The sequence below is a fragment of the Mycobacterium genavense ATCC 51234 genome, from assembly GCF_000526915.1.
GTDB classification, from domain to species: domain Bacteria; phylum Actinomycetota; class Actinomycetes; order Mycobacteriales; family Mycobacteriaceae; genus Mycobacterium; species Mycobacterium genavense.
Genome location: NZ_JAGZ01000009.1, coordinates 1 through 21,765, shown reverse-complemented (window position 1 = coordinate 21,765; position 21,765 = coordinate 1). Strand labels below are relative to the sequence as shown.

The following is a 21,765-nucleotide window of genomic DNA, read 5'->3' as shown; positions in this document are numbered from 1 at the left end:
TGGTCAGCTCCTTCCCGGGTCAGTAGGCGAACGACAGCGGCGCGACTTCGTCGTCGCCGGGTGCCTTCGGCGGTGCGGGTTCCGCGTCGTGCTTCAACGGTCCCTCGGCGACGTAGCGCTTCAGCAGGAAGAACCAGATGACCGCGAGCACCGCGTAGACCAGAGTGAACGTCACCAGCGAGGTCACCACCATGCCGGACGTGTGATCCGACACGCCCTGGCTGACCGTCAACCGGACCTGCTGGTCGCCGGTCGGGTTCGGCACCACAATCCATGGCTGCCGGCCCATTTCGGTGAACACCCAGCCGACGCTGTTGGCCAGGAACGGCGTGGGGATGGTCAACAGCGCGAACCAGGAGAACCACGATTGGGTGGGGGTGCGACCGCCGCGCGTCAGCCACAAGGTGGCCAGCGCGAACAGCACCGGGATCGCCATCAACCCGATCATCATTCGGAGCGACCAATAGGTGACGAACAGGTTGGGCCGGTAGTCATTTGGCCCGAACTTGTGTTGCGAGGCTTGCTGGATATCGCGCACGCCCTGCAATGTCACGCCGGTGAACTTGCTCTCGGCGAGGAACGGCAGGACGTAGGGCACCTCGATGACGCGGGTGATGCTGTCGCAGTTGTTGTGTGTACCGACGGTCAGGATGGAGAAGTCCGGATCGGTCTCGGTGTCGCACAACGATTCCGCCGACGCCATTTTCATCGGCTGCTGGACGAACATCAGCTTGCCCTGTTGGTCGCCGGTGAAGAACAGTCCGACGGCGGCGAACAGTGCCACCCAACACCCCAGCACGGCGGCGGGGCGAAACACCGTGTCGAGGTCGACGTTCGAGGTCTTCTTCGCGCGGATCAGCCACCAAGCGCTCACGGCGGCGACGAAGGTGGCCGCGGTCAGCAGCGAACCGTTGACCGCATGTGAAAACGCCGCTCGCGCAGTGTTATTGCCGAGCAACGCCCCGATGCTGTCCAACTCGGCACGCCGGGTCACGGGGTTGTAGTGTGCGCCGACCGGATGCTGCATGAACGAATTCGCCGAGATGATGAAGAACGCCGACACGTTGACCGAGATGGCGACGATCCAGATGCATGCCAGGTGCACCAATCGCGGCAGCCTGCTCCAGCCGAAGATCCACAGCCCGAGGAAGGTGGATTCGAAGAAGAACGCGGCTAGGCCTTCCATCGCGAGCGGGGCGCCGAAGATGTCGCCGACGAACCGCGAGTACTCACTCCAGTTCATGCCGAACTGGAATTCCTGCACGATTCCGGTGGCCACCCCGATCGCGAAGTTGATCAGGAAGAGCTTCCCGAAGAACTTGGTCAATCGATACCACGCGGTGTTGCCGGTGGCCACCCACGCGGTCTGCATGACCGCGAGCAACGGGGCCAAGCCGATCGTGAGCGGCACAAAGATGAAGTGGTAGACGGTGGTGATACCGAACTGCCACCGCGAAATGTCGACGACTGCCACCGCGAAATGTCGACGACATTCATCGGTCAGCTCCTGTGACTGCAGCGTTCTACGACACAGTGTAGTAGTTAGGCGCTGGTGGCGCCACTCCCGAGTTCTTTGCAGGCCTTGCGAATCCGCAACGATGCGACGACTTCGAAGACGCCGATGACGGCAAGCCAAATGCCGACCACGATCGCCAGGGTGATGATCGACGCGACCGGCCATGCCAGCACGACCACGCCGGCTATCAGACTGATCGCGCCGAGGAAGACCGACCAGCCGCGTCCCGGCAGCACCGGATCGCTGATCGCGGAAACCGTTGTGGCAACGCCACGGAAGATGAATCCGATGCCGATCCAGATGGCCAGCAACAGCACCGCGTAACCCTCACCGAAGTGGCGAAAAGCCAGCACGGCCAGGATCAGCGACGCGGCGCCGCTGACGAACAGCAGGATGCGGCCGCCCGTCGAAACATGCAGGCTGAATGCGAATACGACTTGGGCGACACCGGTGATCAACAGATAGACACCGAAGGCGATCGCGGCGGCCAGCACGGAGATGCCCGGCCATGCGAGCACCAATGCGCCGACGATCAGCGTCAGCACTCCCGATGCCAGTGTGGATTTCCAGAGGTGTGGCAACATGCTTGGGACTTCGCGGGGCTGCATAGCCTCACTGTGGCACAACGATGCGGCCGAGAATAGGGGCTTTAGACCGTGGCGCCGTGGGCCGTTCGGGGCTTTTCGGTGGCCAGGTCAGCGGCTTCGGCGGGTGCCGGCTTGCGCCCGATCAGGTACCAGGTGCGCATCACGCCTTTGCCCTTGACCTCGATGCGGCCGCGCTCCCACAGCACGAACTCGTCCTTCAGGCGCTCGTAAACGTCCTGGGGCACTTGAATCTGTCCCACCGAGTCGGTGGATTCCATCCGGGCCGCGACATTGACCGCGTCACCCCACACGTCGTAGAAGAAGCGCCGCGACCCCACCACGCCCGCGACCACGGTGCCCATGGCAAAGCCGACTCGTAGGGGCACCGAGAGGCCTTGTGCGTCTTTGATTTTCGCGGCGGCAGCGACCATGTCGAGGGCGAAGTCGGCCAGTGCGTGTACATGATCGGGCCGGGGCCGGGGGACTCCACTGACCACCATGTAGGAGTCCCCGCTGACCTTGATTTCTCCAGTCCGTGCTTGTCGACCAGTTCGTCGAACGTGCTGTAGACGCGGTCCAGGAATTTCACGAGGTCGCAGGGCGCGGTCGAGCTTGCGCGCTCGGTGAAGCCCACCATGTCGGCGAACAGCACCGAGGCTTCTTCGTACCGGTCGGCGATGACGTCGTGCTCGGGTTCTTTGAGCCGGTCGGCGACGCTGGCCGGCAACATGTTGCCCAGCAGCGCCTCCGAGCGCTCGTGTTCGGCCTCCATGACGGCCTCGGCGCGCTCGGTGTCACGCATTGCGAACCACACCGTCACCACCACCATCGCGCACGCCGAGACGGTGGTGATGACGAAGCTCATCGTCATCGCCCAGGCCGGTTCCAGGCCGGTGGAGCGGGGGACCAGGAACTGCAGCATGACCACCAGCGCGACGCCGAGGGTCGCCAGCAGCGCCGCGAGGCCGATGCGTTCGATTCCGAGTTGCAACACCACCAGGCTGGCGGTCGTCACGAGGTAGTACTGCACGCCGCCGCCGGTGCCCACGTCCCAGCACGTCACGACGACAGCGGTGTATGCCGTGAAGATAACGGTAAGCGGCGCAACCAATTCCCCGAAGCGGTGCAGCCACGGAACCAACGCGAAGATGATGCCGGTCACCACGTTGACCGCTTGGATGGGGTAGGCGGCGGGCCCCGACCAGAAGCCGAGAACGGCGAAAACCAGGCAGACGACCACGCCCATCACCGCGTTGATGTTGAGGACCCTGACCCGACGGGCGTGGCTGTCGGCGTAGTGGTCGGTGCGGGCGCGGTTTTGTGCCCGTACCGCCGCTTTACAGTCCGGGCGTGCCGAGCCATCCGGCCGACTGGGTGGGGCGCCACAATTTCTAGCCGCCACGTTCAAAAGCGTAACCGCTGAAGCCGCATATACCCAGCGTGGCGGCGAAGTCGTGGGACCGCCAGGACGCTGGTCTGGACCACGACGGGCACGGAGGCCATGGTGGCCGACACTCGGGCCTCGCGGTTTGCCTGCCCCTGGGCGATGAATAGCACGTGGAACGGGTACCACACACCGACCCAGGTCACCATCGGAAACACACCGTTGCCGAGTAGTTGGCCTGCGAGTTCGTCGACCACCGGGCGAGTGAACAGGTACGACAGCGCTATTCCGATCACGAACAGCCCCGAGCCGCTGATGACCGCATGCCCTGCCGCCAGATCAGGTCGTGCGGCCGGTTGGCCCGGCGCTCGGATGACTCGCCGTAGCGGCGCACCGCCGGCCACTCGCCGGCGATATCCAACGCGATGCGAACAGGTCGCTGGGGTCATTCAATTCAATGACGATGTCCGCCAACGGTTCTTGTCGATCGTGTCGTAGTTTCACACCACAACCTCTCGCCAGCGGATTCATCGAATGCGTCGGCGTACAGTCGGTCTCAGCTGTCGGCCGCCGCCGTGGAAACGACTATCACCCCTCCGTGGAGGGGTGATAGAGCCGAGCCACTTAGAACGCGATGCAGGATCCGCCAGAAAGGCAGAAGCTTCCGCATCCCGAAGTGGTGGGCGGGGTGAGCACGATAACGAAGGCAACGAAAATTCTGCGGACACGCGACACGACGAACTCTACTCTCTGAGACTGGCAAAGCGTGCTTACTGTACGTCTGTCAAACAAGCCGAAACGTGTCGCGAACCAACTGTGTTGTATTCGGGATTGTCGCGTTATTGCGGGGTTGCCGAAACGCGATCCGGCAGCCTTGACATCGATGCCCGCCAGTCGGATGGCCACTCCGCGAGCGGCGGGGTAGCCAGAATGAAATCCACGAGCATGTCCCGCTTCTCTTCGTTGCGGGTGTTGTCTGCGCTGAGCGCCAAGAGGGCTTGGATCGCGGCATCACCTTGTTTAGCGATGTCATCAGATTCCATTACCTGGATCGTAGATATGGTAATTGACAATGCGGCTTGTTGCAGTCGGGGCGAGGTGACGGTTTCGACTGTTGCGTCACGTGGACGGTGACACATCGTCGCCCTCAACCACGCCCTGGGCGTAGGTTTTCACGCTTCGCGGCCATCCACAACGCCGCATCCATGCGGCGTAACAAGCTGACATGCGATGGTGCGCTTCTGCATACGTCAGCGATAGTTTTGCGCCGATAATCGTCGGAAAGTTCGTCGTACATCGACACCCAGAAGAGTCCTTGGCGAGGCTGCAGGAATGCCTGGACCTCCTTATATAAAATCGGTACCAATCGCGGACGCTTTGCGGCCAGTAGCTTGCCCGCCGTAACCCATCCGATGCCGGGGACCGCATCGCTACACAACAATTCGTGCAAATCGCTAGCGCTGCTTCCGACATCCAGGTCTAAGCGCCGAACTTGCCAGATATCCAGCGACCATGGGATTTCTCGCAGGAAGCTGTTGAAGCGATCTGGCTCGGTGATCAGCAACTTGGCAGCTGCATCTGGGAGTATCTCATGGCCCACAAGTAGAGCATCGGCTGCCAAAATATCTGTCGCCTCGAATCGGCTGGGTCACCGATGGCGGCGAAGTGATCAAACCAGCGCCTCGTGAATAGGTCCTTAAGTTTGCCACCAAAGTATCGGCCGAGGTTACGTTCCACTTGTGCGGCATTGATCTCAAACCAATCGCCGAGATCGCGATTAAAGCTAGGCACGATTGCTGATTGTGCCTTCCGTGGCCGACAAGCGCCACGAGCGTCGGCAAGGTTGTCTGCTCGCCTGCTAGCTCGTGCAGCGTCAGCACCCTTGACGAACACTACTGGCAACACCCAGGTTGGCTCTCACCAGATACGGTCCAAAAGGCGTGGCCGCCTGTGTAGCATCCGCCCCATGGCGTTAGCTAGCGGGCAGGTGTTCGCCGGTTACACCATTGTTCGCCTGCTGGGATCCGGCGGTATGGGCGACGTCTACCTGGCCCAGCATCCGCGACTGCCTAGGCGTGATGCACTGAAGCTGCTGCCTCCCGAGTGGTCGGCCGACGAGGAGTTCCGGGCTCGCTTCGCCCGAGAAGCCGACCTGGCTTCGACACTCTGGCATCCCCACATCGTCGGTGTGCACGACCGCGGTGAAGAAAACGGGCAACTGTGGATATCCATGGACTTCGTCGACGGACTCGATGCGGCTCGGCTGTTGGCCGATCGCTACCCGGCCGGAATGCTAGTCGAGGAAGTCGTTCGCATTATCATCGCCGTCGCCGGTGCATTGGATTACGCCCACAAACAGGCTCTCTTGCATCGCGATATCAAGCCAGCCAACATTATGATGACCCATCTCGACGATGAGGGCGAGCACCGAATCCTGTTGACGGACTTCGGAATAGCCCGCAACGTCAACGACATTAGCGGGTTAACGAAGACCAACATGACCGTCGGTACGGTTGCCTACTGCGCGCCCGAGCAATTGCTAGGCGAAGGCATCGATGGCCGAGCTGATCAATACGCATTAGCGGCCACTGCTTACCACCTGTTCACGGGAACTCAGCTGTTTCAAAACTCCAACCCTGCGGTTGTCATCAGCCGCCATCTCAACGTCTCACCGCCGGCTTTAGCAGATCGTCGACCGGAACTTGCCAAATTGGACCAGGTGCTTGCGGTCGGTCTCGCCAAGCGCCCCGAAGACCGATTCGAACGCTGTTCCGATTTCGCGCGGGCCTTGAGCGAGCAAATCGACTCAGCCAGTAGAACAACGACTTCGGCTCCCACGGCTACGGCGCCCAGGGCTATGCCCCTTGCCGGCCCTGTGGCTAGACCGGCTAAACCGGCAAGGCGACGGACTGTATCCATAGCCGCCATAATTGCGGTTGGATTGGTCGCTTCAATCGGAGCGGCCTCGTTCCTACTGTGGTCACCGTCGCGCAACCAAAGCACTATTAGCGGTGCCGGTACCGCAACACCGGTCGCGCCAGCAATCACTTTCGAAAGTATGCGAGATTTCGTCACCGGCTACTACGCCGACCTTCCAGCGCATCCCAACGATGCATGGGAAAGCTCGATGCCCACTGCCAAAACCAAACTGGGCAAAGCGATTTCAACGGGTTTTGGGCGACAATCCAGTCGGTGACAGTTGTCTCGATTAGCCCGCGAGATGCGAGCAGCGTCGTTGCCGAACTCAAGTACGTCCGTCGCGACGGCACGTCCAGTACTGAAAACCGTTGGCTCAAGGTGGCATTGGTGGATGGCGTGATGCTTCTCGATGAGTCTGATCGTGTCGGCCCCGGCAACGGGTCACCACCGCCGATTCCGCAGCCCTTGTTCTCACCCAAGGCGATTGATCAGGTGTTGCTAACTGGTGACCAGCTGAGCAAGCTGCTGGGAGCCGACGTCAGTGACAACCCTGGTAGCGCGGGCGGAGGCATTGCGCTTGGCATCAATTCCTCGTCATATGGGATGTCAGATCATTCGGGTCAGGTCAAACCACGGTCGTGTGTCGGCGTGGTGTTCACCGGCGAGCATGATGTCTACGCCGCCTCACAGCCCACGGAAATCAAGACTCAGACGTTTGGCAACCTGTACCTCGGCGGACCGGACAAAGGGCCACATCTTATTGAGCAGACGGCCGCCGTGTATCCGTCCACCAGGCAGGCACAAGATTTTTTGACCTCTTCGCAGGCTCAATGGACGACCTGCGCCAAGGGCGAGGTCGATGCGACCCTCGGCTTCGAAAACGGTGCCGGATACGTTCTTGGCCAGGTACAACGGCACGGAAACCTCATCACAGTTTCCATGGCGACCAATAGCGGGCTGAATGGACCGGATGCTTGTCAGCAGGCATTGGGAGCGCATGAAAACGTCGTCGTCGAAACCCGCACCTGCCAAGTTCCGAACGTAGCCGCCAACTACGAACCCAGTTAAGGGCTGGCCAAGAGATCCTGGATCGGCGGTACCTGACGCCGCAGGGATAGCAAAAGCGATGCTGGAAAACGTCAAGCTGTGAGCGAACCTTGCTGGCCAGATGCTAACCGGCACCGCCATCACGGATCGCCCCTCAGGCCGGGGATCCTCGCCCAGGCATGTGATGAATCGAAGTGTCGCCGCAAGCTTTCCCAGCGCTACGGGCACCTTTCCCCGATGATCTGGCCGGATGCGGACGTCCTTGATGCCGCCGCTAAAGCTGCTGCGAACGGTCTGCGGACGACTTGGAACCCGAGAGCCGTCGGCCACGATGGGGAATCGCTGTAGCCAGCTCTTTGGTGGTGCCCTCGGTGAGATTCGAACTCACACTGGACGGGTTTTGAATCCGTTTCCTCTGCCAGTTGGGATACGAGGGCTCTACTTGTTATTTACCTTAAGCGGCCTCCCACCATAGAGGATCGGTGTGGGCGTGCGCTCTCACCGCCCCCGATGTCGCTGGTCGTCGCGATCCACGAGACAATGTCCGTCATGACAGGCCCCACGACCGACACCGACGCCGCTGTGCCGCGCCGGGTCCTGATCGCGGAAGACGAAGCGCTGATCCGCATGGACTTGGCCGAGATGCTGCGAGAGGAGGGGTATGAGATCGTCGGCGAGGCAGGGGATGGCCAGGAGGCCGTCGAACTCGCCGAGCTGCATAAGCCCGACCTCGTGATCATGGACGTCAAGATGCCGCGCCGGGACGGCATCGACGCGGCCTCGGAGATCGCCAGCAAACGCATCGCGCCGATTGTCGTGCTGACCGCATTCAGCCAGCGCGACCTGGTCGAGCGCGCGCGCGACGCCGGGGCGATGGCGTACCTGGTGAAGCCGTTCACGATCAGCGACCTGATTCCGGCCATTGAGTTGGCCGTCAGCCGATTCGGCGAGCTCACCGCGCTGGAACGCGAAGTCGCGACGCTGTCCGACCGGCTGGAGACCCGTAAGGTCGTCGAGCGCGCCAAGGGGCTGCTGCAGGCCAAGCAGGGCATGACCGAGCCCGAGGCGTTCAAGTGGATCCAGCGCGCCGCCATGGATCGCCGGACCACGATGAAGCGCGTGGCCGAGGTCGTGCTGGAAACCCTCAGCGGCGAGTCCGACGAGGCGTCCGGCTAAGCCGCTTACGCGTGTATTGAGGGCGCCCTGGATGCATACCGAAAGCCGTGGGCGCACACCCGAGAGGGCGTGAGCCTTAGCGGGCCACGATCACCGACGAACCGTGGCCGAACAGGCCCTGGTTCGCGGTGACGCCGACCTTGGCGTTCTCCACCTGCCGGCCCGTCGCCTGGCCCCGCAACTGCCAGGTCAGCTCGCAGACCTGAGCGATCGCCTGGGCCGGGATGGCCTCGCCGAAGCATGCCAGGCCGCCGGACGGGTTCACCGGCACCTTGCCGCCGATCGCGGTGGCGCCGCTGCGCAGCAACTGCTCGGCCTCGCCCTTGGCGCACAGCCCCAGGTGCTCGTACCAGTCCAGTTCCAGCGCCGTCGACAGGTCGTAGACCTCGGCCAGGCTCACGTCCTCGGGCCCGATGCCGGCCTCGGCATAGGCCGCGTCGAGAATCTGATCCTTGAAGACCCGCTCGGGCGCGGCCACGACGGCGGTGGAATCCGTTGCGATATCCGGCAATTCGGGCAGATGCTGTGGATACTGCGGCGTGACCGTGCTGACCGCGCGCACCGACGGCACCCCGTCGAGCGAACCCAGGTGCTTGCGGGCGAACTCCGCGCTGGCCACGATCAGCGCCGCCGCACCGTCGGAGGTGGCGCAGATGTCCAGCTGCCGCAACGGATCTGAGACGACCGGGCTGGCCAGCACGTCCTCGACCGAAGACTCCTTGCGGTAGCGGGCGTTCGGGTTCTGCAGCCCGTGCTGAGAGTTCTTGACCTTCACCCGGGCGAAGTCCTCCGAGGTCGCGCCGTAGAGGTCCATCCGTCGCCGCGCCAGCAACGCGAAGTACGCCGGGTTCATCGCGCCGATCAAGTGGAACCGCTGCCAGTCGGGGTCGTTCTTGCGTTCCCCGCCGACCGGGGCGAACGCGCCCTTCGGCGTGGTGTCGGCGCCGATCACCAGCGCGACGTCGCAGAACTCGGCCAGAATGTGGGCCCGGGCACTCTGCAGCGCCTGCGAACCGCTGGCGCAGGCGGCGTAGCTGGAGCTGACCGGTACGCCGTTCCAGCCGAGCTTCTGCGCGAACGTCGACCCGGCGATGAAGCCGGGGTAGCCGTTGCGGATCGTGTCGGCGCCGGCGACCAGCTGGATCTGTCGCCAGTCCAACCCGGCCTCGGCCAGCGCGGCGCGCGCGGCGACCACGCCGTATTCGGTGAAGTCGCGGCCCCATTTGCCCCAGGGATGCATCCCGGCGCCGAGGATGTACAACGGTTCGGGCGTACTCATGATGCGATCCTCCAGGCGTACACGATGCGCTCGACACCGTCCTCGTCGGTGAACAGCCGCATCGTGGTCAGCTCCATCTCCATGCCGACCTTCAGGTCGGCGGCCAGCGTGCCCTCGACCACCTTGCCCAGCACGATGATGCCCTCGGCGGCCAGTTCCACCGCGGCGATCGCGAACGGCTCGAACGGGTCGGCCGCGGGATAGGGCGCGGGCGGGGGATACCGGTTTTCGGTGTAGCTCCACAGCTTGCCCCGGGTCGACAGCGCGACGGATTCGAGGGTGTCGCTGGTACAGGCCGGGTTGGGGCAGTTGTTTTCTCGCGGCGGGAACACATACGTTCCGCATTCGGGGCACTTGCCGCCGATCAGATGGGTTTTTCCGGCCCCCTCAGTAGATGGGTCGGTGGCGAACCACCCGTCGATCGCGGCTTGCGTACTGGTCACCTCTGGCACTCGGCCAGACTACCCAGGTCAAACACAAAACTGAAACGTGTTGCAGTTCTGCCGGGGCGGGTGACTCGTCACAGCGGGTGCCTAGAGTGAAAGCCGTGCCTGCCGCCACAGAGGAACAGACCAAGCCGACGCTGATGTTGCTGGACGGCAATTCGCTGGCCTTCCGGGCTTTCTATGCGCTGCCGGCGGAGAACTTCAAGACCCGCAGCGGCCTGACCACCAACGCCGTCTACGGCTTTACCGCCATGCTGATCAACCTGCTGCGCGACGAGGCGCCGACACACGTCGCCGCCGCGTTCGACGTCTCGCGCCAGACGTTCCGGCTGGACCGCTACCCGGAGTACAAGGCCGGCCGGTCGGAAACCCCCGACGAGTTCCGCGGGCAGATCGACATCACCAAGGAGGTGCTGGGCGCGCTGGGCATCACGGTGCTGGCCGAGCCCGGATACGAAGCCGACGACCTGATCGCGACGCTGGCCACCCAGGCCGAGAACGAGGGCTACCGGGTGTTGGTGGTCACCGGCGACCGCGACTCCCTGCAACTGGTCAGCGACGACGTGACGGTGCTGTACCCGCGCAAGGGCGTCAGCGAACTCACCCGGTTCACCCCGGAGGCCGTCGTCGAGAAATACGGGCTGACTCCCGCGCAATATCCCGACTTCGCCGCGCTGCGCGGCGACCCCAGCGACAACCTGCCCGGCATTCCGGGCGTCGGCGAGAAGACCGCGTCCAAGTGGATCGCCGAGTACGGCTCGCTGCAGGGCCTGGTCGACAACGTCGACTCGGTGCGCGGCAAGGTCGGCGACGCGCTGCGGGCCCATCTGGCCAACATCATCCGCAACCGCGAGCTCACCGACCTGGTCAAAGACGTGCCGCTGGCCCAAACCCCCGACACGCTGCGGATGCTGCCGTGGGATCGCGACCAGATCCACCGGCTCTTCGACGACCTCGAATTCCGCGTGCTGCGCGACCGGCTGTTCGACACCCTGGCCGCCATCGAGCCCGAGGTGGACGAGGGATTCGACGTCCGGGGGGGCGCGCTGGAGGCCGGGCAGCTGGCCGTGTGGCTGGCCGAACACAGCTCGGGCAAGCGGTTCGGCCTGGCCGTCGTCGGCACGCACCTGGCCTACGACGCCGACGCCACCGCGCTGGCCATCGTGTCCTCCGACGGCGAGGGCCGTTACATCGACACCTCGGCGCTGGACCCCGACGACGAGGCGGTGCTGGCATCCTGGCTGGCCGACCCCGGCCCGCCCAAGGCGCTGCACGAAGCCAAGCTGGCGATGCACGACCTGGCCGGGCGGGGCTGGACACTGAACGGCGTCACCTCCGACACTGCCCTGGCCGCGTATCTGGTGCGGCCCGGGCAGCGCAGCTTCGCCCTCGACGACCTCTCGCTGCGCTACCTGCGTCGGGAGCTGCGTGCCGAAACTGCTGAGCAGCAACAGCTTTCACTCCTCGACGATTCCGACGGGCTCGACGACCAGGCGGTGCAGACGCTGATCCTGCGCGCCGTGGCGGTGCTGGACCTGGCCGACGCGCTCGACGAGGAGCTGGCCCGGATCAACTCCACGTCGCTGTTGGAGGGCATGGAGCTGCCGGTGCAGCGGGTGCTGGCCGGCATGGAGCACGCCGGCATCGCGGTCGACATGGGCCAACTGTCCGAGCTGCAAAGCGATTTCGCAGCCCAGATCCGCGAGGCCGCCGAGGCGGCCTACGAGGTGATCGGCAAACAGATCAACCTGGGCTCGCCAAAACAGTTGCAGACGGTGCTCTTCGACGAGTTGGGCATGCCGAAGACCAAACGCACCAAGACCGGCTACACCACCGACGCGGATGCCCTGCAGTCGCTGTTCGACAAGACCGGCCATCCGTTCCTGCAGCATCTGCTGACCCACCGCGACGCCACCCGGCTCAAGGTCACCGTCGACGGGCTGCTGAATTCGGTGGCCTCCGACGGGCGTGTCCACACCACGTTCAACCAGACCATCGCCGCGACGGGGCGGTTGTCGTCGATCGAGCCGAATCTGCAGAACATTCCGATCCGCACCGAGGCCGGCCGGCGCATCCGCGACGCGTTCGTGGTCGGCGACGGCTATGCCGAGCTGATGACCGCCGACTACAGCCAGATCGAGATGCGGATCATGGCGCATCTGTCCGGCGACGCGGGCCTGATCGAGGCGTTCAACACCGGCGAAGACCTGCACTCCTTCGTCGCGTCCCGGGCGTTCGGGGTGCCGATCGAGGAGGTCACCGCCGAGCTGCGCCGCCGGGTCAAGGCGATGTCCTACGGCCTGGCCTACGGATTGAGCGCCTACGGATTGGCCGCCCAGCTGAAAATCTCCACCGAAGAGGCCAAAGAGCAGATGGACGCCTATTTCGCCCGGTTCGGCGGCATCCGCGACTATCTGCGCGACGTCGTCGAACAGGCCCGCAAGGACGGCTACACCTCCACGGTGTTCGGCCGCCGGCGCCATCTGCCCGAGCTGGACAGCAGCAACCGCAACGTGCGGGAGGCCGCCGAGCGGGCCGCGCTCAACGCGCCCATCCAGGGTTCGGCGGCCGACATCATCAAGGTGGCGATGATCCAGGTCGACAAGGCCCTCAAGGAGGCCGGGCTGAAGTCGCGGATGTTGTTGCAGGTCCACGACGAATTGCTGTTCGAAATTGCCCCCGGCGAGCGTGAGCGGGTCGAGGCGTTGGTCCGGGACAAGATGGGTTCCGCCTACCCGTTGGATGTCCCGCTGGAGGTGTCGGTCGGTTACGGGCGCTCCTGGGACAGCGCCGCGCATTAGCTAAACAGTCGGAGCTCATTGCCCCCAACCGCAGGCCCGGCCGTTTTCGCGGCCGGTGCGATGACAACAATCGACCTCAAATTCCGGGTTGCGCCGAGGTCGCGGCGGGTCGAATATTGGGCGTGGCGTACGAGGCGCGCCGGGCGAGTTTGTCCAGCGTGCGCCCTGTCGAGTAGCCTTATCAGTTAAATCCCGGTTTTATCCCTACGACCCAACCTGTCCGGAGCACCCCAACAATATGCCGAGTCCCGCCGTCACCTCGCCGCAAGTAGCCGTCAACGACATTGGCTCGAGCGAGGACTTTCTCGCCGCAATAGACAAAACGATCAAGTACTTCAACGATGGCGACATCGTCGAAGGCACGATCGTCAAAGTGGACCGGGACGAGGTGCTCCTCGATATCGGCTACAAGACCGAGGGGGTCATCCCCGCCCGCGAACTGTCCATCAAGCACGATGTCGACCCCAACGAGGTCGTTTCCGTCGGTGATGAGGTCGAGGCCCTTGTTCTCACCAAGGAGGACAAAGAGGGCCGGCTGGTCCTGTCCAAGAAGCGCGCCCAGTACGAACGCGCCTGGGGCACCATCGAGGCGCTCAAGGAGAAGGACGAGGCCGTCAAGGGCACCGTCATCGAGGTCGTCAAGGGCGGCCTGATCCTCGACATCGGGTTGCGCGGCTTCGTGCCCGCCTCGCTGGTCGAGATGCGCCGGGTTCGCGATCTGCAGCCCTACATCGGCAAGGAGATCGAAGCCAAGATCATCGAACTGGACAAGAACCGCAACAACGTGGTGTTGTCGCGGCGCGCCTGGCTGGAGCAGACCCAGTCCGAGGTGCGCAGCGAGTTCCTCAACCAACTGCAGAAGGGCACCATCCGCAAGGGTGTGGTCTCCTCGATCGTCAACTTCGGTGCGTTCGTCGATCTCGGCGGTGTCGACGGTCTGGTCCACGTGTCCGAATTGTCTTGGAAGCACATCGATCACCCGTCCGAGGTGGTGCAGGTGGGCGACGAGGTCACCGTCGAGGTGCTCGACGTCGACATGGATCGCGAGCGGGTTTCGTTGTCGCTCAAAGCAACTCAGGAAGACCCGTGGCGTCACTTCGCCCGCACGCACGCGATCGGCCAAATCGTGCCCGGCAAGGTCACCAAGTTGGTGCCGTTCGGCGCGTTCGTGCGCGTCGAGGAGGGCATCGAGGGTCTGGTGCACATCTCCGAGCTGGCTGAGCGCCACGTCGAGGTGCCCGACCAGGTGGTGGCCGTCGGCGACGACACGATGGTCAAGGTCATCGACATCGACCTGGAGCGCCGCCGAATCTCGTTGTCCCTCAAGCAGGCCAACGAGGACTACACCGACGAGTTCGACCCGGCCAAGTACGGCATGGCGGACAGCTACGACGAGCAGGGCAACTACATCTTCCCCGAGGGTTTCGACTCCGAAACCAACGAGTGGATGGAAGGTTTCGACACTCAGCGCAACGAGTGGGAGGCCCGCTACGCCGAGGCCGAGCGCCGGCACAAGATGCACACCGCGCAGATGGAGAAGTTCGCCGCCGCCGAGGCCGAGGTGTACGCCGGTGGCGACCACCCGACGCAGGGCAATGGCGCGCCCGCGGAGAAAGCCGCGGGCGGCTCGCTGGCCAGCGACGCCCAACTGGCTGCGCTGCGGGAAAAGCTCGCCGGCAACGCCTAACCCTCGATGCTGCGCGTCGGGTTGACCGGTGGCATCGGCGCCGGGAAATCGGCGCTGTCGGCCACGTTCGCGGACTGCGGTGGGATCATCGTCGACGGCGACGTCATCGCCCGGGAAGTTGTCCAGCCGGGCACCGAGGGGTTGGTGTCGCTCGTCGCGGCGTTCGGTGAGGACATCCTGCGGTCCGATGGGTCATTGGATCGTCCGGCCTTGGCGGCCAAGGCTTTTGCCGATGACGCGGCGCGCCAGAAGCTGAACTCGATCGTTCACCCGCTGGTGGGCAAGCGGCGCGAGGAGATCATCGCGTCGGTGCCGCAGGATGCGGTCGTCGTCGAGGACATTCCGCTGCTGGTGGAATCCGGCATGGCGCCGCTGTTTCCGTTGGTGATCATCGTTCATGCCGACGTCGAGCTGCGGGTGCGTCGGCTGGTCGAGTTGCGCGGCATGTCCGAGGACGACGCCCGCGCCCGCATTGCGGCGCAGGCCAGCGACGAGCAGCGCGAAGCCGTTGCCGACATCTGGCTGGATAACTCTGGCAGCCAAGAGGATTTGGTCAAGCGGGCCCGCGAGGTGTGGAACGACAGGATCGTGCCGTTCGCGCACAACCTGGCCGAGCGACGGTTCGTCCGCGCCCCGGCGCGCGTGGTGCCGGCCGATCCGACCTGGCCGGATCAGGCGCGACGGATCGTGAACCGGCTGGCGACGGCGTGCGGCCACAAGGCGTTGCGCGTCGACCACATCGGTTCGACCGCGGTGCCGGACTTCGACGCCAAGGACGTCATCGACATCCAGATCACGGTCGAATCGCTGGGGCTGCCAGACGAACTCGGCGAGGCGTTGCTCGCGGCGGGCTACCCGCGCATCGAGCACGTCGATCGGGACGAGGCGAAGGCCGATGCGCGCAGCACCGTCCGCGAGTACGACCGCAGCGACGATCCGGCGTTGTGGCGCAAGCGAATTCATGCCTCGGCCGATCCCGGGCGGCCCACCAATGTGCACATCAGGGTGGCCGGCTGGCCCAACCAGCAGTTCGCCCTGCTGTTCGTCGACTGGCTGGCCGCCAACCCCGGGGAGCGGGTGAACTACCTGGCCGTCAAGCACGAGGCCGGGAAGCCCGCAGACGGCGATATGGCGGCCTACTTCGAGGCCAAGGAGCCGTGGTTCGCCGACGCCTACCGCCGGGCCTGGGAGTGGGCGGACTTCACCGGCTGGAAGCCCTGATTCAGCCGGGTAGCGGCGCCCCGCATTGCAGCGCACCGTTATTGGGATCGGAACTGCCGGGTAGCGGGCGCACCATCTGATCGGTCTGGGTGAAAACGTTGTCGTCGACGTCGATCTCGCAGTGCACGTTGGCCGCGTACGGGAAATGCAGCACGATCCGTAGCCCGGCCTCGGCCGGATCGGGCAACACGGTGTTGGCTTCGAAGACGTTGCCCGGCATCGACGGAAGGTTCGTGGTGTTCGTCTGGCCGCCGTTGGTGACGAAGGTGGCCTTGCTGCCGGTCGTCAGGGCGTCGATCCTGGCCCGGTAGGTGATGTTGTGCAGGTCCGCATGCGCAGTCGCGGGCGCCAACTGCGAGCCGATCACGGTCTCTGCGACCAGCGGCAGCCACCTGCCTGTACGAGGGGTCATAGCTGCAGAGATTACGCCCAGCCACTAGCGCTGGCAGTGGGGGCACCACAACGACATCCGGCCGCCCACCCGGTCATGGCGCAGGCGTGTTCCGCAGCGCGGGCAGCTCGGATCCGGCTCGTCACGCACGCCGGTCAGCCAGCGGGACAGCCCGGAACGCGGCCGTGTCGCACCGAGGTGCGCAACACCTGAGCCATTGCGGCGTGCAGGCGCTGTACGTCGTCGTCGGTGAGGTCGGCAACGGGTTGGGTGACACGCAACCTGGCCCGCCAGCAGATTTCGTCGGTCAGCAGATTGCCGAGGCCGGCGATGACCGACTGGTCCATCAGCGTGGGTTTCAACCGTCCGTGCCGACCGGCCAGCACGTCGCGGAACTCGGGGACCCGCAGCCCCAGCGCGTCGGGCCCTTGCGGACCCAGGACCTCGGCGAGGTCGTCGTCGCCATGAGCCAGCCATACCCCGCGTAGCTTGCGCAGGTCGGCGTAGCGCAGCTCACCTTTGTCGAGCGAGACCACCAGCCGCTCACACCGTTCGGGCTCGGCGTTGGGGGCGGCGAAGTACGGATGCCCGGTCATGCCACTGTGGATCAGCAGCGTGGGCCCGTCGGTCGGAAGTATCAACCATTTGCCGTGTCGGCGCGGCGTTTGGAACCGGTGGCTGGTGGGGTGGCGGCCGATCGCGGCGGGGGAGGTGTTGCGCAGAATGCCGGGATCGTGCACCTGCACGCGCTGAATCCGGCGGCGGGGCAAGGTGTTAGCCAGCTCGCGACGAAACCCTTCGACATCGGGTAGTTTAGGCACGAAGTTTCGCCAATTGCGCTCGCGGCCCGGTCAGCGACCGGGCGTGCCGGTACATATCCGCCCACGGATCACGTTGTCCGGCAACCCGTTTCGGAATGCCTCGAATGGTGAACCGGTCCGCTCGCAGGCCCCGCGCATCCAGCTCGCCCCACTCCAGCGGGGTGGCCACCGGCGCGCCTTCGCGGGCCCGGACCGAATACGGCGCAACGGCCTTCTGCGCGTACGCGTTTCGCATGACGTCCAGGTACACCCGGCCACCGCGCTTGTCTTTGCGGGCCGCCACGGTGCGGTGCGCGTCGTCGTCGGCGACGACCAGTTCGGCGACATCGCGGGCGAATTGCCGAGTGGTGTCGAAGTCGACCTCGGGGCGCACGGGCACCACGACGTGCAGTCCGCGCGACCCGGTGGTCTGCACGTATCGGGCCAGCCCCAGATCGTTCAGCACGCCGGCCAGCGCATGGGCGGTGGCACGCACCACCGCGAAATCGGTGTCGGACGGATCGAGGTCGAAGACCAACCGGTCGGGATTGTGCAGCCGGTCCTTCCGCGACTGCCACACATGTAGCGTGATGCAGTTCTGGTTCGCCAGCCAGCGCAGGTCCTCCGGGCGTTCGGCCAGTGGGTGTACCAGGGTGCCGCCTTCCTTCGTCACCTCGACACCGCTCATCCAGCTCGGCAGTGTATCAGCGAAATCCTGTTGTAGGAAGCCTTTTTCGCTGATTCCGCGCGGGAACCGCTGCACGGTCAAGGCACGACCCTTCAGGTGCGGCAGCATGGTGTCGGCGACCTCGCCGTAGTAGTCGGCCAGCTCGCGCTTGGTGATTCCGCTCTGCGGGAACAACACCCGATCCGGATGGGTGATTTCGACCTCGATGCGTGGCATCAGCTTGTCTCCCGTACCACATCGGCGGCGTCCTTGTCGGTGCGCAGGCCCTGGTAGCGCGGATGGCGGAGTTTCCCGTCGCGCGTCCATTCGGTGAATCTGATCTGGGCCACCAGCTCCGGACGTACCCACCGAGCGCCGTTCTCGCGCACCAACCCTCGGGTGAACGGCGGTGTGTCCTGCTCGATGGGGGAGAGTCTTTCGTGCAGGCTGCGCAGCGTGGTCTCGTCGAAGCCGGTGCCGACCTTGCCGGCGTAGACGAGGTCGTGGCCGTCGTGGTAGCCGAGCAGTAACGCGCCCAACTCGATTCGGCTGCCTTTGGGACTGGTGTAGCCGCCGACGACGAATTCCTGGTCGCGGACGCATTTGAATTTCAGCCAATTCCTGGAGCGGCCGCTTTCGTAGGTGGAGTCGGCCAGCTTGGCGATCACGCCTTCGTCACCGCGTTCGCACGCCGCCTGGTAGGCGGCCAGGCCGTCGCCGACACGATGAGCGGTGTTGCGCAGCGGGTCGTCGAAACTGATCGTGTCGCGCAGCAGTCGTTTCCGCCACCGCAGCGGCACTTCCGTGAGGCACTTGTCGTCCAGGTGCAGCAGGTCGAAAAGGTAGTAGTAGACCCGGATTCGCGATGCGCGGGCCACCTCGGGTCGGTGATGCCCAGGCGTCCCTGCAACCTGGCGAAGCTGGTGTGGCGGCCCTGGAATGCGACGACCTCACCGTCGACGACGAATCGGGTGGCGCGTTGCGCGGCCAGCGCGTCGACCAGCTCCGGGTAGGTTCCGTTGAGCGGCTGCCGATTTCGCGATAGCAACCGGATTCGGTCGCCGTCGTGAAACGCCAGCCAACGCATGCCGTCGAACTTGCGCTCGAAGATCCATTTCGGGTCGCTGAACCTCTTGTCGGTCAGGGTGGCCAGGTTGGGGGCCCGCCAATCCGGCACCGGCTCGTCGCGCAGTGCGGCTTGCACCGCGGCGGGCAGACCGGCCAGATCGGTCATGACGACTCGGCCAGATCGTCGAACGTGCGGCCGGACAACACCGATTCGGGTTGGCTTTGACGGGTTTGCGCCGAGCGTCGGCATGTTCGTCTTTGCGTTTGATCAGTAGCCAGATCTCGTCCTTGCCCTCACGAATCCTGGTGAGCGCGAAGCCACCGCTCAGCTTGGCGCCCTGCAGACGGAACGAAACGTGCCCAGGCATTCGGTCATCTCGTGGTCGGTGGCATTGACGTAGGTGCCGCGGTCCCAGACGATCACCGGTCCGGCACCGTATTCCCCGTCGGGGATCACACCTTCGAAATCCGCGTAATCGAGCGGCTGATCCTCGGTGCGGCGCACCATCCACCGGTCCTTCGGGTTCGTCGACGGGCCCTTGGGTATCGCCCACGATGCGAGCACGCCCCCGATCTCCAGGCGAAAGTCGTAGTGGTCGCTGGTCGCGGCGTGATGCTGAATGACGAAACACGGCTCGGCCGCGGTGGTACGGCGTTTGTGTGCCCGCCGCCCGCGCGGCTCCGGGCTGCGCCCGGACCGTCGTCTGCGCCGATATTCGCTCAAGGGCATGTCGCAGATTACCCGGGCGTCCGCTTCGGAAACCGCTCCCGGCCGCGCCAGGTGAGGTCGATGCCGTTGCCGGCCAACCAGCGGTGCAGGTCATACCCGTTTCGGGCCAGCCCTTCGACGGCGTGCACGGCGCGGCGCACCGCCTGCTCGGCAACCTCGGCGGGCAGCAGGCCGTGCCGCATCACCTCCAGCAGCTCGTCGACATCGGCGAGCGCCGCGCCGGAGCCGGTGCGCACCTCGATGTCGAGGTAGTGGTCCTCCGCGCGCCACACGTCCGGGCCGGGCGTGTACTCGCCGACGTCGAGGTAGTAGTCGTGGTCACGCTGGTGACCCGGGTTGAAGTGGAACACCGTGGCGCGCAATCCCAGCGACGGCAGCAGCCACGACTCCAGGTAGTGGAACTGGGCGCGGCCGGGAGTGGGGCGGGCCACGTAGAGGCCCCACGGATGCACCGCGTACTCGTCGACCGCCCGCACGATGCCCTTCGGATCGGTGTTGGTGCGGTCGCGCAGGTCGAACGTCTCGCGCTTCGGTGGATGGATGGCGTCACTTTACCGGGCGCTCAGCGGCGCAGCCGGATCTTCCACCGTACAAAGCCGAGGTACAGCATGGACAGGCCGCCCAGCATCCCCATATCGAACAGCCACGTCCGCAATGTGTGCTGCCAGAAACGGTCCTGGGAGAGCAGCGAATCCGGTACCAAGTGCCGCAGGTCGACCGTCGCGGCGGCCGCGGCATAACCCCAGCGCGCCGGCATCGTGAAGGACAGTTGGTCCAGCCCGAGCCGGCCGGTCACCGGGACCATGCCGCCACACAGCACCAGCTGCGCCATCACCGCCACCACGAACAGCGGCATGATCTGCTCGCTGGAGCGCACCAGCGACGAAATGGCAAGGCCGAGAACGGCCGACGCCACACACGTCGCCGCGACGGTCGCGAACAGCTCGACGGTGGCCGCGACCGTTCCGTGGCCCAGCAGCATGCCGCCCCGTGTCGGTGCGCTCTTGCCGATCACCACGATCGCGGTGATGATCGCCGACTGCACGATCGCGAACCCGCAAAACACCGCCGTCTTGGCCAGCAGGTAGGCGGTCGTGGACAGCCCGACCGCTTGCTCGCGCTGGAAGATGGCGCGTTCGCCGACCAGGTCGCGGATCGTCAGCGCGGTGCCCATGAACGCCGTGGCGGGCATCAACAGGGCCAGGATTTGGGCGGATTCGTCGGGGGTGCCCGCGTTCGGGGCGGGCAGATGGAACCCGTTCGAGCCCGGAACCGTCAGTGACAGCGACCCCAGGATGAACGGCAGCAGCGCCAGGAAGATGAAGTAGGCGCGGTCGGCGACGACCAGGCGGATCTGCCGGCGGGCGATCGTCGAGATCTGGCGCCGCACGCTGGTATGCACCGGCTCGCCCAGCTCACCCGGCTCGTCGTCCTTGCCCGCCAACGTTTCCGGTGCTGCGCCGCGCTGCGCTCCAGGAAGCGCTGGTTGGCTTCCTCGGGATCGGCACCCACCTTGGTGAAGATCTTGGCCCAGTTGGTGGTGCCCATCGCCGCGCCGATCTGGCTGGGCGGGCCGCAGTAGGCCGTCTTGCCGCCGGGCGCGACCAGCAGCAGCTGATCGCAGACGTCGAGGTAGGACACCGAGTGCGTCACGACCAACACGACGCGGCCGGCGTCGGCCAGCTGGCGCAGCATCATCATCACCTGGCGGTCCAGCGCCGGGTCCAGGCCGGTGGTGGGTTCGTCGAGGAGCAGCAGCGACGGGCCGGTGAGCAATTCCAGGGCCACCGACGCGCGCTTGCGCTGGCCGCCGGAGAGCTTGTCGACGCGGGTGTCGGCGTGCTTGGTCAGCTCGAGTTCCTCGAGCACCTGCGCGACGACCTGTTCGCGGTCGGCCTTGCTGGTGTCCGGTGGCAGCCGCAACTCGGCGGCATAGCCCAGCGCCTGGTTGACGGTCAGCTGACGGTGCACGACGTCGTCTTGGGGGACCATCCCGATCCGGCTGCGCAGCGAGGCGTACTCCGTATGGATGTTGTGGCCCTCGAA

Annotated in this window: 16 protein-coding genes, 1 tRNA gene and 5 pseudogenes; 6 read left to right on the top strand and 16 right to left on the bottom strand. The window is 65.0% G+C overall.

Annotated elements, in window-relative coordinates; all coding sequences use genetic code 11:
- Window positions 1-19: 19 nt before the first annotated feature.
- The 6 genes and pseudogenes from T428_RS0118335 to T428_RS32900 form a co-directional block, all read right to left on the bottom strand.
- Entirely contained in the window at window positions 20-1,474 is a 1,455-nt protein-coding gene (locus T428_RS0118335; protein WP_025737612.1) for a cytochrome ubiquinol oxidase subunit I, read from the bottom strand.
- A 68-nt stretch (window positions 1,475-1,542) separates the two neighbouring features.
- Window positions 1,543-2,124, bottom strand: a complete 582-nt coding sequence (locus T428_RS0118330; RefSeq protein WP_425412054.1) for an HdeD family acid-resistance protein — start codon at window positions 2,122-2,124, stop codon at window positions 1,543-1,545.
- A 41-nt stretch (window positions 2,125-2,165) separates the two neighbouring features.
- Window positions 2,166-3,349: pseudogene (locus T428_RS35835) on the bottom strand (adenylate/guanylate cyclase domain-containing protein).
- Window positions 3,350-3,507: 158 nt separating this feature from the next.
- Window positions 3,508-3,891, bottom strand: a complete 384-nt coding sequence (locus tag T428_RS0118320; RefSeq protein ID WP_025737610.1) for a hypothetical protein — start codon at window positions 3,889-3,891, stop codon at window positions 3,508-3,510.
- A 435-nt stretch (window positions 3,892-4,326) separates the two neighbouring features.
- Window positions 4,327-4,530 (bottom strand): hypothetical protein, encoded by a 204-nt coding sequence (locus T428_RS0118315; protein ID WP_025737609.1) that lies wholly within the window; start codon window positions 4,528-4,530, stop codon window positions 4,327-4,329.
- 104 nt (window positions 4,531-4,634) lie between these two features.
- Window positions 4,635-5,120: pseudogene (locus T428_RS32900) on the bottom strand (DUF6308 family protein); the annotation flags it as partial.
- A gap of 333 nt (window positions 5,121-5,453) precedes the next feature.
- Between T428_RS32900 and T428_RS29325 the strand changes: the two are divergent.
- A complete protein-coding gene (locus T428_RS29325) occupies window positions 5,454-6,683 on the top strand; it encodes a serine/threonine-protein kinase (RefSeq protein WP_281173959.1) in 1,230 nt (409 codons plus the stop codon).
- The gene (locus tag T428_RS29320; protein ID WP_169733674.1) at window positions 6,680-7,474 is read left to right on the top strand and encodes a sensor domain-containing protein; all 795 of its coding nucleotides are present in this window, start codon (window positions 6,680-6,682) and stop codon (window positions 7,472-7,474) included. Before T428_RS29325 ends, T428_RS29320 begins: the two co-directional genes overlap by 4 nt.
- A gap of 339 nt (window positions 7,475-7,813) precedes the next feature.
- Here the strand turns inward: T428_RS29320 and T428_RS0118290 are convergent.
- Window positions 7,814-7,890 (bottom strand) — tRNA-Leu (locus T428_RS0118290).
- Between the two features lie 112 nt (window positions 7,891-8,002).
- Between T428_RS0118290 and T428_RS0118285 the strand changes: the two genes are divergently transcribed.
- Window positions 8,003-8,629, top strand: coding sequence for an ANTAR domain-containing response regulator (locus tag T428_RS0118285; RefSeq protein WP_156942996.1), 627 nt, complete (start codon window positions 8,003-8,005; stop codon window positions 8,627-8,629).
- A 76-nt stretch (window positions 8,630-8,705) separates the two neighbouring features.
- On the opposite strand, the gene T428_RS0118280 is transcribed toward T428_RS0118285, so the two are convergent.
- Window positions 8,706-9,908, bottom strand: coding sequence for a lipid-transfer protein (locus T428_RS0118280; protein WP_025737605.1), 1,203 nt, complete (start codon window positions 9,906-9,908; stop codon window positions 8,706-8,708).
- Window positions 9,905-10,360 (bottom strand): Zn-ribbon domain-containing OB-fold protein, encoded by a 456-nt coding sequence (locus T428_RS0118275; protein WP_025737604.1) that lies wholly within the window; start codon window positions 10,358-10,360, stop codon window positions 9,905-9,907. Before T428_RS0118275 ends, T428_RS0118280 begins: the two co-directional genes overlap by 4 nt.
- Window positions 10,361-10,494: 134 nt before the next feature.
- On the opposite strand from T428_RS0118275, the gene polA reads away from it, so the two are divergent.
- The 3 genes from polA to coaE all read left to right on the top strand — a co-directional run bounded on the left by polA (window position 10,495) and on the right by coaE (window position 16,063).
- Complete coding sequence (polA, locus tag T428_RS0118270) at window positions 10,495-13,155, top strand: DNA polymerase I (protein WP_025737603.1); 2,661 nt, start codon at window positions 10,495-10,497, stop codon at window positions 13,153-13,155.
- A gap of 238 nt (window positions 13,156-13,393) precedes the next feature.
- The gene (gene rpsA, locus T428_RS0118265) at window positions 13,394-14,842 is read left to right on the top strand and encodes a 30S ribosomal protein S1 (protein ID WP_025737602.1); all 1,449 of its coding nucleotides are present in this window, start codon (window positions 13,394-13,396) and stop codon (window positions 14,840-14,842) included.
- A 6-nt stretch (window positions 14,843-14,848) separates the two neighbouring features.
- Window positions 14,849-16,063, top strand: coding sequence for a dephospho-CoA kinase (coaE, locus tag T428_RS0118260; protein WP_025737601.1), 1,215 nt, complete (start codon window positions 14,849-14,851; stop codon window positions 16,061-16,063).
- A 1-nt stretch (window position 16,064) separates the two neighbouring features.
- Here coaE and T428_RS0118255 read toward each other — a convergent pair whose 3' ends face one another.
- The 7 genes and pseudogenes from T428_RS0118255 to T428_RS29300 form a co-directional block, all read right to left on the bottom strand.
- Entirely contained in the window at window positions 16,065-16,475 is a 411-nt protein-coding gene (locus tag T428_RS0118255; protein WP_025737600.1) for a hypothetical protein, read from the bottom strand.
- A 24-nt stretch (window positions 16,476-16,499) separates the two neighbouring features.
- Window positions 16,500-17,275: pseudogene (locus tag T428_RS29315) on the bottom strand (Fpg/Nei family DNA glycosylase).
- On the bottom strand, window positions 17,268-18,158 hold the full coding sequence (gene ligD, locus T428_RS0118245) for a non-homologous end-joining DNA ligase (RefSeq protein WP_025737599.1): 891 nt from the start codon (window positions 18,156-18,158) through the stop codon (window positions 17,268-17,270). Before ligD (T428_RS0118245) ends, T428_RS29315 begins: the two are co-directional and overlap by 8 nt.
- Window positions 18,158-19,155 (bottom strand): annotated as a pseudogene (ligD, locus tag T428_RS34850) (non-homologous end-joining DNA ligase). Before ligD (T428_RS34850) ends, ligD (T428_RS0118245) begins: the two are co-directional and overlap by 1 nt.
- Before the next feature lie 159 nt (window positions 19,156-19,314).
- Window positions 19,315-19,719 (bottom strand): DNA polymerase ligase N-terminal domain-containing protein, encoded by a 405-nt coding sequence (locus tag T428_RS34845; protein ID WP_245604980.1) that lies wholly within the window; start codon window positions 19,717-19,719, stop codon window positions 19,315-19,317.
- A gap of 8 nt (window positions 19,720-19,727) precedes the next feature.
- The gene (locus T428_RS0118230; RefSeq protein WP_025737598.1) at window positions 19,728-20,195 is read right to left on the bottom strand and encodes a ribonuclease FAU-1 family protein; all 468 of its coding nucleotides are present in this window, start codon (window positions 20,193-20,195) and stop codon (window positions 19,728-19,730) included.
- 86 nt (window positions 20,196-20,281) lie between these two features.
- Window positions 20,282-21,765, bottom strand: a pseudogene (locus T428_RS29300) (ATP-binding cassette domain-containing protein); the annotation flags it as partial.